At 38.7% G+C, this 12,516-nt stretch carries 7 protein-coding genes; 5 read left to right on the forward strand and 2 right to left on the reverse strand.

Annotated elements, in window-relative coordinates; all coding sequences use genetic code 11:
* Nucleotides 1–293: 293 nt before the first annotated feature.
* A complete protein-coding gene (locus tag LCM02_RS15465; RefSeq protein ID WP_224932048.1) occupies nucleotides 294–1,634 on the reverse strand; it encodes a DEAD/DEAH box helicase in 1,341 nt (446 codons plus the stop codon).
* A gap of 87 nt (nucleotides 1,635–1,721) precedes the next feature.
* Between LCM02_RS15465 and LCM02_RS15470 the strand changes: the two genes are divergently transcribed.
* Nucleotides 1,722–2,267 carry a hypothetical protein gene (locus tag LCM02_RS15470; RefSeq protein WP_224932050.1) on the forward strand — a complete coding sequence of 182 codons (546 nt, stop codon included), beginning with the start codon at nucleotides 1,722–1,724 and terminating at the stop codon, nucleotides 2,265–2,267.
* Here LCM02_RS15470 and LCM02_RS15475 read toward each other — a convergent pair.
* Complete coding sequence (locus tag LCM02_RS15475; protein WP_224932260.1) at nucleotides 2,264–2,653, reverse strand: DUF302 domain-containing protein; 390 nt, start codon at nucleotides 2,651–2,653, stop codon at nucleotides 2,264–2,266. The genes LCM02_RS15470 and LCM02_RS15475 overlap by 4 nt on opposite strands.
* A 507-nt stretch (nucleotides 2,654–3,160) precedes the next feature.
* Between LCM02_RS15475 and LCM02_RS15480 the strand changes: the two genes are divergently transcribed.
* The 4 genes from LCM02_RS15480 to LCM02_RS15495 all read left to right on the forward strand — a co-directional run bounded on the left by LCM02_RS15480 (nucleotide 3,161) and on the right by LCM02_RS15495 (nucleotide 12,510).
* Entirely contained in the window at nucleotides 3,161–4,783 is a 1,623-nt protein-coding gene (locus LCM02_RS15480) for a family 16 glycosylhydrolase (RefSeq protein ID WP_224932052.1), read from the forward strand.
* Nucleotides 4,784–4,897: 114 nt separating this feature from the next.
* Nucleotides 4,898–7,708 carry a helix-turn-helix and ligand-binding sensor domain-containing protein gene (locus tag LCM02_RS15485; protein ID WP_224932054.1) on the forward strand — a complete coding sequence of 937 codons (2,811 nt, stop codon included), beginning with the start codon at nucleotides 4,898–4,900 and terminating at the stop codon, nucleotides 7,706–7,708.
* Between the two features lie 282 nt (nucleotides 7,709–7,990).
* Nucleotides 7,991–11,041: a SusC/RagA family TonB-linked outer membrane protein gene (locus LCM02_RS15490; RefSeq protein WP_224932056.1), complete on the forward strand. Its 3,051-nt coding sequence runs from the start codon at nucleotides 7,991–7,993 to the stop codon at nucleotides 11,039–11,041.
* A 5-nt stretch (nucleotides 11,042–11,046) separates the two neighbouring features.
* Nucleotides 11,047–12,510 carry a RagB/SusD family nutrient uptake outer membrane protein gene (locus tag LCM02_RS15495; protein ID WP_224932262.1) on the forward strand — a complete coding sequence of 488 codons (1,464 nt, stop codon included), beginning with the start codon at nucleotides 11,047–11,049 and terminating at the stop codon, nucleotides 12,508–12,510.
* Nucleotides 12,511–12,516: the final 6 nt, after the last annotated feature.

The following is a 12,516-nucleotide window of genomic DNA, read 5'->3' on the forward strand; positions in this document are numbered from 1 at the left end:
TGAGATTATACAACGTGATTAAGTTTTTTATATTGTTGAAAAGGAAAAATAATTTCAAAATAATTTAACTTAATACTTTAAGTGGGTGAAATTTTAAACCTATTAATGAGTCAAAAAGAGAAATAAAAAAACTCTCCCTTTTACAGGAGAGTTTTCTTCTTTAACAATAACAATTTTCCCTAGTTTTAAAATAAAAACTAATGAGATAATACAACGTGAATTAAATTCTATTATTGTGATTTTGCTAAAAAAAAATCAATAAAAAGTGTATTTGTATCTGATTTCGAGAAAATCTATTTTTTCCCTTTGGTTTTTGGGGGACGGGTTTTGGGTTTTTTATACTTTTTTTTGATTTCCCTTTTGTAGGATCCTCCCAAATTTACTTTCTTGTTTTTATCACTTTTTTCATGGAAGGCAGGTCCGGGAATATGCGAAGGTTTTTGTTTTCCTCCAATTTCTTTTTCTGAGCTCCTGTCAATTTCTTCAGGCATTAATTTTTCAGATATTTCCACCTCTGATGGCAGTTTGTCAATAGGAATTTCTGTCTGCATCAGGATTTCTATTTCAAGGAGCATTTCTTCTTCCAAAGGGGAGAACATAAAAATGGCTTCACCGCTTTCCCTGGCTCTTCCGGTTCGTCCGATTCTGTGGATGTATTGTTCAGGATATTTAGGGGCGTCGAAATTAATCACGTGACTAACGCCCAAGATATCCATTCCTCTAGAGACAATGTCTGTTGCAATTAACAGCCTTGTCGTTCCTTTTTCAAATTTTTCTACCGCATTAAATCTGTAATTCTGCGATTTGTTCGAATGGATGAGGTCCATTTCATTTTCAAATTCATCCTGAAGATCAGTAAAGAGTCTGTCGGCAATTTTTTTGTTTTTTGTAAATACCAATACTTTGTCAAAGCCTTCACGTCTTATTAGAAATCTAAGGAAATTTACTTTTGTCTTATAGTTTGGGACAGGGGTTCCTTTTTGAATGATTCGCTCCAGCGGAGTGCCCACAGGAACAATCTCAATTTTTCTCGGATTTTTAAAGAAGTTTTGTATCAGTTCATCGACTTCTTCTGTCAGGGTGGCTGAGAACATGATACTCTGTTTTTTCCTGGGCAGAATATCGAAAATATTAAGCAATTGAGGTCTGAAGCCTTCAAATAACATTTCATCTACTTCATCAAGCACGAGTTTTTGAATCGAGGCAAGCCTTAAAACTCCTGAGACGGCAAGGTCAAACAGTCTTCCGGGGGTTGCAATAAGAATGTCCAGTCCCTCAACAATCGTTTCTTTTTGTGTGTTTATGTTTACTCCTCCGTAAACGCCTTCTATCCGAACATTTTGATAAGAAGCCAGTTCTCTGGCAACTTTGACTACCTGGTGCACAAGCTCTCGGGTTGGAACCAGTATAAGTACACGGGGATGTATTTGATCGGAGTAGGATAAGGAAGTTAATATGGGTAGCAGATAGGCAAGTGTTTTTCCCGTTCCTGTTTGCGCCAGTCCGACCATGTCATTTCCTGAGTTTACTGCAGGAATTGATTTTTCCTGAATGGGAGTGGGAGAAGAAATGCCCATATCACTTAAGGCTTTAAGTTGCGGTTTTTTAATTTTAAGGTCCTCAAATGATTTCATCGGGCAATACTTTTATTTTGCAAAATTAGTTATACATTCGGAGATTCAATAAGAAGAGTTGTATTTATTCGTAATATTCGGGAATTTATGGTTTTAAGGTTCGATTTAAGGGTGCTTATTCTGGCAATTTTTACCTTATATTCTTGTTCATCATCAGATGATGTTGTTGAGCCTATTGTAAGTCATTACTTTTTGGAAGGATATGAAACTTTGATTCAGACACAGATGTACCGGGAGTCGTCGGGAGAGCAGGGTGATGCCGAACAGATACGCTTATTGGAGCCATTGAATAATACTGGCTTGTTTGACTTGATTATTTTTAGCCCGGTTCCCGGTGGTTCAGAGCTGGAAGGTGTTTATGTTTACAGTAAGACGGGTGATATTGGGACGTACGATCTGAGCTTTGTCCATTCAACTGATGGAAATGATCAGTGGGAGTGGTATACAAACGGGGAGAACGGGCTTAAGCTGAGTATTCAGTACATGGGTAAGACAGATGGGGAAGAGCGTTATAGAGTTATTCTCGAAGATTTCGATTTGAACTACGGATATTGGGATTACCTGGCCGGAAAATGGGTTTCAGAGGGAATAAAAAAGTTTAGTTTCGGTTATGAAGGGCCAATAAACGACTAAAGAGCATCAACACATTTCTGAAGTCTGTCCTTTACTTCCATGGCAAGATTTCCCAATTCCGGGTTTTCCACCGCCTGCATAGAGGCCATTGGATCCACCGCCGAAATCTCAATTTTTCCGGGTACTTTTTCCTGAACAATAACGTTACAGGGGAGCATGGTGCCGATTTTATCTTCAGCTTGAAGTGCCTTATAAGCAAAAGGAGGGTTGCAGGCCCCTAAAATTTTGTAATTGTAAAAGTCAACATCAAGCTTGTTTTTTAAGGTGGTCTTAAGGTCAATTTCTGTCAGGATTCCAAACCCCTGATTTTTTAAAGATTCGGTTATTCTTTTTATTCCTTCTTCGAAAGAAATATCATTTAAGGTTTTGTTGATATAATATTCCATGATAAAAACTATTATTTTCAAAAATTCTATAGACATAAAGTTAAGGGTTTTAAATTTTTTACGCGAGAGTTTTGTAGAGAATTTTTGATCAATTCGAATGGCTGAAATCCAAAAAAAGAATAAGAGAATTTCTTATCAGAACAGAAAAAGGGGAGGTGAGTTTTGATTAAAAAAGATAATACAAGTTGTATTTTACAGAAATTTTTAAAAGTTTTTTCATTAGAAACCTTGAAGGCTGTAAGTGTTTGTAAACCAGACTTTTAACATGTTTATTTTGTCGACTATAGAGGATGCTTATAGTTGCTGTAGTATTGAATTTTCAGTTTTATATAATTTATTTAAAAAACTTTTAATCAGATGATTAATATTAATTAAGTAAAGTAAAAGTTTATATTAATTAAAAATCTTTAGAAGATTGGATTTTGAGCAGTGGTTTGATATAATTATCCAAATTAAGCCAAAGTAAAATAGATAAGATTTCGTATTTTTCAAAAAAAAATTATGATTATGAAGATTCGGTATTTCTTGTTGTTATTTGTTTGTTCGTTGGTAATGATTTCCTGTGGAGGTGATAGTGAAGAAATTGCTCCACCCGTTGTGGTCGTAAAAAATCTTAATGTAACATTCGATATACAAGGTGCAACCTCAGAAAACCCGGAGGGAGACGGAAGTGGAAACGTAACTTTTAAAGCAACCGCCGAGAACGCTACCTCATATAGTCTTGAATACGACGGAAATTCTCAAAATATGATCAATGGTGAATTGACTGTTACGTTTGATGATCCTGGTATCCAGGATTATTCGGTGAAAGTCACTGCTTCAGGAAGTGGAGGTTCACGGGCCTCGAAGAGTGTTGATGTTACGGTGAAAAGGGAATATGAAGTTCCTGATGATTTGATGGAATTATTGACCAATAATAGTTCTCAGAAATGGAGAGTACAAGCCGAAGTGACCGGACATTTTGGAGTTGGTCCTGGTGGAGCAACCGTTCCTGAGTATTATCAGGCACAGTCTTTTGAAAAAGACTTTTCAGGTATGTATGATGATGAATATGTCTTTGATCAGGACAAGTCATTTGCTCATAAAACTAGCGGCACTGTTTACGGAAAGGCAGGTCCTCTGGAGGACGATCTCGGAAGTACTTCAGAGCCTGTAAATGACGAAGATGAATATGAGAATTATCCATTAGACGATTACAGTGGAACCTGGACTTATGGGTTTGTTGATGGCAGGGAGACTTTATATTTATCAGATTTTGGATTTTTAGGTTTTTACGTGGGAGGGACACATGCTTATACCATACTTCAAAGAACTGAAACAGCGATGGTGCTGAGGACCGAAGGTGCTGATGAATTGGAATGGTTTATTTTGCTTAGTACCGAAGATGAGTACGAAGAGCCTGTATTCAGCAATCTTGTTTTTGAAGATGATTTTAATACTGATGGTGCTCCCGATGAGGCAAAGTGGAATTATGATCTGGAGGATGGATGCTCTCAGTCCGAGGACCTTTGTGGATGGGGTAATAATGAAGAGCAATGGTATACGGACAGATCGGATAACGTTAGAGTTGCGGATGGTAATCTGTACATTACAGCAAAACGCGAAAGTCGAGGAGGAAAATCCTTTACCTCAGCAAGATTAAAGACAGAAAATAAATATGAATTTACTTACGGAAGAGTTGACGTCAGGGCTAAATTACCTTCCGGGGGAGGTACATGGCCTGCGATATGGATGTTGGGAGCAGATTATGAAACCAATATCTGGCCGGGATGCGGCGAAATAGATATTATGGAATACGTTGGAAACAATCCGGGAAAAATAACAAGCTCTCTCCATTCTCCTTCCAGCTTTGGAGCAACAGTAAATACCAAGGAGGTAGATATTGAAAATGAAAATAGTGAATTTCATCTTTATTCGGTTACATGGACCGCAGATCAGATTTCATTTTACCTTGACGGACAGCGTTTTTATACCTATTATCCCTTCCAAAAAGATAACAGGAGCTGGCCTTTTGATAAGGATCAGTTTATAATATTGAATATTGCCATGGGTGGAAATCTTGGAGGAAGTATTGATGCTAGTTTTGATCAGGCGGAAATGGTGATTGATTATGTCAGGGTCTATCAGTAGGATTTGGCATTATGGAAAGGATAGGGTTAGTCTTCTATTTATGAGTTATGTGCCTACATTAAATGGTTCTTTATCGGAAAAATGGTTAGTTCTAATTTTTAATTTTGGAGGTCTATGAAGATTAAATTGGGCTTATTGGTTCTCCTGATTTTTCTTGCGAGAATACACTTAATTTCACAGGAATTACCTCCTGTTCAAAATTATCAGATTATAGATTACGAAGCCGGAAGGCAGAATTGGTCTGTGACCCAGTCTACCGACGGGAAACTTTTTTTTGGGAACAATATAGGTCTGTTGGAATTTAATGGAGGAGTTTGGCAGTTATATCCTTCGCCAAATGGCACCATCGTCAGAGCTGTGCACGAGAAGGATGGCTTGATCTATTCTGGTTGTTACATGGAGTTTGGATATTGGAAACGCAATGAATTTGGAGGGCTTGCATATCATTCATTAACTGACGAGCTCTCAATAGACCTCAAAGAAGATGAACATTTTTGGAACATTACATCGAGAGATGAGTGGATCCTGTTTCAGTCTCTGGATCGTATTTATCTCTTTAATTCCAGAGATCAGCAGATAAAGGTAATTGAGCTTATCACTCCAAGGGCAAAAATCTTTAATCTGTCTGAGAACATTTATTTTCAAAAAGGAAGCGGCGGTCTTTATTCCATAAAAAATGGTAAGGCGGTTCTTGAATCCGATAATTCCTTGTTCACAACGGATTTTATTGTAGGACTTTTTGAGCATCAAGATGGCATGCTTATTCTTACTGAATCGGGAAATTTCTTTTTATGGGAAGGGGATGAGATAAAATCCTGGAAAACTGATGATCTGGCCTTGGATCGTAATTCTTTTATTTATTGCAGTACTAAACTTCAGGATGGAAGTTTCGTTCTTGGGACCGTATCAGAGGGGTATATAAGATTGGATGATCAGGGGAAGATTATAGAAAGAGTAAATCAGGAAATGGGCCTTGGCAACAACACTGTGTTGTCTGTTTTTGAGGATTTGGATAAGAATCTCTGGCTGGGCCTGGACAACGGTATAAGTGTTGTAAATTTAGAATCAGCTTTCAGGATTTTTGCTGATAACAAAGGTAAGATTGGTTCGGTATATGCTTCTCTTGACAAGGGTAATTGGTTGTATTTAGGGACCAATCAAGGCCTTTATGCAAGGAAAAAGGATGAAACCAACGGGTTCGAATTAATAGACGGAACAGCCGGGCAGGTATGGAGTTTAAATGAAATTGAAGGATCTGTCTTTTGCGGACATAACAATGGAACTTTTTTGATAAATGGTGATAAGGCTACTCAGGTTTACGATCAATCCGGTACATGGGAGATTAAAAATATTGAAGGAATAGATAATGTTTTGATTCAGGGTAATTACAATGGATTGAGTACTTTGATCAAAAGGAATGATGACTGGATTTTCAATAACAAAATAGAAGGATTTGATATATCATCAAAGTCTTTTGATTTTTATGATGATAACAGCGTTGTTGTCAATCACGAATTTAAGGGGCTTTTTGTTCTTGAACTAAGCAAAGACTTGAGTCGGGTCAAAAGTTCAGTTTCAGTTGAATCGGTTGGGTTCGACTCTCATGTGTTTCGGTTTCAGGACAAAGTAAAGTACGCCTCAAATGAAGGCGTATTTGATATTGAACGGGATGAATCCAGGCTTGTAAAAGATTCCTTGCTCACGCGTCTTTTTTACGAAAGGAATGACAGGGTTTACGGGAGGTTGATTCCCGAGATGACAAAGGATCGATTATGGGGTTTTTCTTCACAAAATATTGTTTATCTGGCCCAGGATAAATTTGACGGGATCCCTGAATTGAATGAAATTTCAATACCAAGATTTTTTCGCCAGAATCAAGGTTTAACGGGTTATGAGAATATTTCGCGGACAATAAGTGGAAAATATATTATTGGAACTTCGAATGGTTATGCACAGTTAGATCTCGACAGGCCTCAGGAGTTGGAATATACAATCCAAATTGACAGGATCCAGAAAAAGTTTCGAAATCGAGATAAATATGATGTATCACTCGTGGAGAAAGGTGTTTTTAAGTTTGATGAGAACAGTTTGATGGTGTCTTTTAGTATCCCATCTTATAATAAATATACTGAAGTATCTTATCAGTATCAGTTGATCGGATTATATGAGGCCTGGAGTCCATGGGTCGAAGAGTCAACAATATCTCTGGAAAACCTACCTTATGGTGACTATACCCTAAATATAAGGGGGAAGGTAGGAAACAGATTGACCTCAAATATGATCACCTACAGCTTTCGGGTAGAGAAGCCCTGGTATTTATCCAATTTTGCGGTGATAATTTATGTGCTTTTTGTGGGCTTGATTATGTTTATAGTAAACAGGCTTTTTGTTCGTTATTACAGGAGCCAAAGAAATCGCCTTATTGAGGAAAATAAAAAAAAGATGGAGATTTCAAAAATGGAGAGCAGGCAGGAAATCATGAAACTGAAAAATGATCAGCTGAAGAATGAGCTGGAAAGCAAGAATCGGGAGCTGGCCACAACCGCCATGAGCCTGATAAACAAAAATGAGCTTTTACTGGGAATTAAGCAGGATTTGATGCAACTGGACGATAAAGCGAGCCGTGATGAAGTTATTAAAGTTGTAGACAGTAATCTCAGCAACAACAATGACTGGGAGTTTTTTAAAGAGGCATTTAACAATGCGGATAAGGATTTCTTGAATAAGATGAAGAAAAAGCATCCGGAATTAACCGCGAATGATCTCAAATTTTGCGCTTTTTTAAGGTTGAACCTCAGCTCTAAAGAAATCGCTCCTTTGTTAAATATTTCGGTAAGAAGTGTTGAAATCAAGCGATACCGTCTTCGAAAAAAAATGCGATTGGACCATTCAGAGAACCTCATCGACTATATATTGGAGATATAAGCCCCTACAAGTGTTAAGAAGACCTCAATTTTACCTCAACATTACCACAACATATGTCTTGAAATCCGCATTTCTGGTGAAAGATCAGATATTTTTTTAACCGTTCCTTAACTCTTGGTTAACGCTTCCAATGCTCTTTGTTGTAGGTATTCCTGTACTATTTTACCAAATAACTATAGTAAATTATCAATTCCTTAAAACCCGTGTGTATCATTTTTGTATAGGTAGAATTTATGGCGTTTAGTCTCTTGGCATTTAATTTTAGGTCTCAAAATTTAGTTTATGAAATCAAAAATTTTATCGCTTGTATTCTTTTGTTTCGTTGCCGCGGGATTTGCCCAGAACGTAACGGTTCAGGGAACAGTTAATGAAGGTACTGATATGCCGTTACCCGGAGTTAGTATTTTGATTAAAGGAACAAGTACCGGAACCGCCACAGATTTTGATGGTAATTTTGTTCTGGAAGACGTTCCGATCTCTTCAGTTCTTGTGTTTTCTTACGTAGGGTTCCAGGATTATGAGGTGGTTATTGAAAATGATGCCCCTCTTACTATTACCCTTCAAGAGGATGCAGAAGCTTTAGATGAAGTTGTGTTAATAGGTTATGGTACCCAGGCCAAAAAGGAAATTACGGGTGCCGTTTCCGTCGTGGGATCCGAAACCATTGAAAAACTGAATCCGGTTCGTGTAGAGCAGGCTTTACAGGGTCAGGTTTCTGGTGTAAGTATTACTGCCCAATCCGGTTCTCCCGGTAGTGCCTCTAACATTCGAATTCGTGGTGTTACAACAAATGGGAACAACAACCCTTTGATCCTTGTTGACGGAAACGTAATCGAGGATTTAAGTGTTATTAACCCGAACGATATTGAAAGCATGAATGTGTTAAAAGATGCAACAGCAGGTATTTACGGGGTTCGTGCGGCAAATGGTGTAATTCTGATAACCACAAAATCCGGGGCTAAAAGCAGTCCATTAAGATTTGAACTGGATACTTATGCAGGTGTTCAGGAAACCTCAAGGAAAATTCCGGTTTTAAATGCTACGGAATATGGGGTAATTGTAAATGAAGCCTTTGCAGCTGGCGGATCTACTCCTCCTTTTTTGGATTTCACCGAATTAGGAGAAGGTACAGACTGGCAGGATGAAATATTTCAAACAGCACCCATTGCAAATGTAAATTTTGCTGTAAATAAAGGCTGGGAAGATTCTAAATTATCTGTAGGAACTTCATACCTCACTCAGGACGGTATCGTTGGAGGAAGTGATGCCAATTTTAGCCGTTTTACGGGAAGGGTAAACTACAACCTAGACTTTTTTAAGAACTTCAAGTTGAATACTTCCTGGATCTATACCAATACCAACCGAAAAAATTTGCTTGAAAATACGCTGGGGTCGGTACTTTTTAATGCCTTGAATATGGCACCAAACTTACCGGTATACGATGAAAACGGTGATTATACATTGGCTGAAGGACTCGGAAATGAAGTAATTAACCCACAGGCACAAATTGATAATACGCACAATAAAACCTATGTAGACAAAATAAGTGGAGCAATTGGATTGAATTATAGTTTTCTTGAACATTTTAGTGCAGAATCAAGATTCCAGTTCAATTACTCTGAAGTTTCCGGAAAGGTTTTTTCTCCGGAGGTATACTACGGATCGGGAAAGGTCTTTAACGTAACAAGAAACCTGGTTAATGAATACCACAACATCTACAGAGACTATACATGGGACACCTTTCTGACCTATAAGAATTCCTGGGCAGAAAGCCATAACCTAACGGCTCTTTTAGGGATGTCGGTTCGTCAGGAAAGTGGAAAACTATCGGGCTTAACAGGTTATGATATCCCTGACAATGATCCTGCTAATGCAAGTATTGAAAACGCATCCGATGTGGAAGATAATTACCGAAATGGAGGTGATACCTTCGACACAAGGTTACTGTCATATTTTACCAGAGCACAATACGACTATAAGGGAAAATATTTAGTATCAGTTGTTTTGAGAAGGGATGCATCGACAAGATTTGGTCCTGAAAACAGAGTGGGATATTTCCCTTCAATTTCTACGGGTTGGGTAGTATCAGATGAATCTTTTATGGAAAACACATCCTGGATGAATTTCTTGAAGCTAAGAGTCAGTTACGGTATCGTGGGTAATGACCGAATTCCTGATTATGGATATGTTTCCTTGCTGAATGGAGAAGGGACTTACGTTTTAAATGATGAGCTGATCTTTGGAAAAGCCGAAGGTGCTTTGGCGAATCCGGAAATACGATGGGAAAAGCAAAAAACCTTTGATATAGGAGTCGATTTTAAATTTCTTGATAACAAATTTGATGTAACCATGGATTATTTCAACAAGAGAACAGATGATCTTTTGTTGGTGCCGCAGGTTTCGGGTATGCTTGGTGCTTCTGCACCGGGTTCAAGGCCTCCAATTGTGAATGCAGGTTCTGTTGAAAACAAAGGTTTTGAATTTGCCATAACATACAGTGACGATGTTTCAGACGATTTTAGGTGGAACATTAGCTATAATGTTACCTATCTTCAAAATAATGTATTGTCAGTTGCAGAAGAGAATGGTTTTGTAACAGGAGGTTCTTTTGGTGTTGGCCAGGATCCACCGGCAAGAATGGAAGTTGGACAACCCATAGGATATTTTTACGGATTAAAAACAGACGGGTTATTCCAGAATCAGGCTGAAGTTGATGCTCATGCCGACCAGGCAAACGCCGCACCAGGAGATTTGCGTTATGTTGATCAGCTTACAGTGGATACTAATGATGATGGTATTCCGGATGCAGCCGATGGCGTAATCAACGAAGATGACCGAGTCTATATTGGAGACCCGATTGCACCATGGACCATGGGACTGAATTTGGGACTGAATTACAGAAACTGGGATTTCGGAGCTTATTTCTTCGCCTCGCTAGGTAACGAAATTGTCCGTAACTATGAGCGTAACCAGCCCTTGACGAACAGAAGTTCTTACTTCCTGAATCGTTGGACAGGTGAAGGAAGCACAGATTCCTTTCCAAGAGTTACTACAGGAGCCAATTCAAATGGCTTGTTCTCTGATTTCTACGTCGAGGACGGTTCCTACTTAAGAATTCAGAATATTCAACTAGGATACACGTTCAATTCAGATGAATGGAAGAATGTTGATAGGTTCAGGATTTACGCCTCAGTGAACAATGCTTATACCTTCACGAAATATACGGGTTACGACCCAGCTGCCTCAACCGGAGAACCAATAGGAGGCGGTATCGATCAGGGATTCTATCCCATTCCAAGAGTTTATATGCTTGGACTAAATCTTAAATTTTAATCATGATGAAAGAACTTAGAATAAAACCCATACTGTTATTATTCATCTATATGATGGTTTCTTCATGTAGTGATGATTTTGTAGATGTTGAATCTCCTGATCAAAACTCAGAAGACTTTTTTAACAATGAAGGTGATTATCAGGATGCCCTGATTGGAGCCTATGATCTTTTACAAGCTTCTTACATTAATGTGATGCTTGGAGAAATTGCTTCAGACAATACCCTGGCGGGTGGAGAAAGTGCTACAGACGTTATTGGAATACAGGAAATCGATGACATGATCCATACGCCTGTCAATCAACAGCTGAGAGACATATGGAGCTGGATGTACGCAGGGACAAACCGCGCAAACTACATCCTGGAGTTTCAGGATAAAACTGATTTCCAGGGAAAGAACATCGTTTTGGCCCAGGCCAGATTCTTAAGAGCATATTATTACTTTGAGTTAGTAAAATGGTTTGGAGATGTTCCGTTGTCGGTAGATAAAAGAATTCAGTTTGGTGACCAGTTTGAATTGGAAAGAACGCCAAAAGCTGAGGTATATGCCCAGATAGAACAAGACCTGATCTATGCTTCCGAGAATTTACCTGTTTCATGGGAAGAAGCTGAAACCGGCAGAGCTACAAAAGGCGCGGCACAGGCCTTATTGGGGAAAGCTTATTTGTACCAGGAAAAATGGACTGAAGCTGCAAATGCATTTGAACTTGTGATTGCGGGTCCTTACGATCTGGTAACGGATTACGAAAGTATATTCGAACAGGAAGGAGAAAACAATATTGAGTCCGTGTTCGAAGTCCAGTATACTGACAAGGAAGGAGCAGGCTTTGGTTGTTTGCAATGTAGTGAAGGAAATGTAGCCGTAGGTTTTAACGGTATCAGAAATTACAGTGGTCCTAAATTTGATTCAGGATTTAGCTTTAATGTCCCTACACAAAAGGCTGTTGATTTTTACACAGATGAAGATATCAGAAAGGATGTAGCGATTTTGGACATCGAAGCCTGGGCCGCAGAAACAGGGGCAACTTTTGCCAAAGGATACGAGCATACGGGATATTACAATCGTAAATATATTGCCCGTCAGGGAGACCTCAATACGGGAGATGCGAACCTTACAAACCCTAATAATTACAGATCCATCAGATTTGCTGATGTTTTACTGATGGCCGCAGAAGCTTACAATAGAGGAGGGCTTGGCGATGCAGTTGCATTAAGGTACCTGAACAGAGTCAGGACAAGAGCCGGGTTGGAAGAGACCAACGCTAACGGGTCAGAATTAACCGAGGTAATTTACAATGAAAGAAGACTTGAATTACTGGGAGAGGGTCATCACTTTTTTGACCTCGTTAGAACCGGTAGAGCCTCTCAGGAAATAAGCGGTTTTGTTAGCGGAAAACATGAACTTTTCCCAATTCCGTCCATAGAAATAGAATTAGCAGGAAATCGCTGGGCACAAAATCCAGGATATTAAAAAATT

This window comes from Lutimonas saemankumensis (genome assembly GCF_020171465.1).
In the GTDB taxonomy this organism is placed as follows: Bacteria; Bacteroidota; Bacteroidia; order Flavobacteriales; family Flavobacteriaceae; genus Lutimonas; species Lutimonas saemankumensis.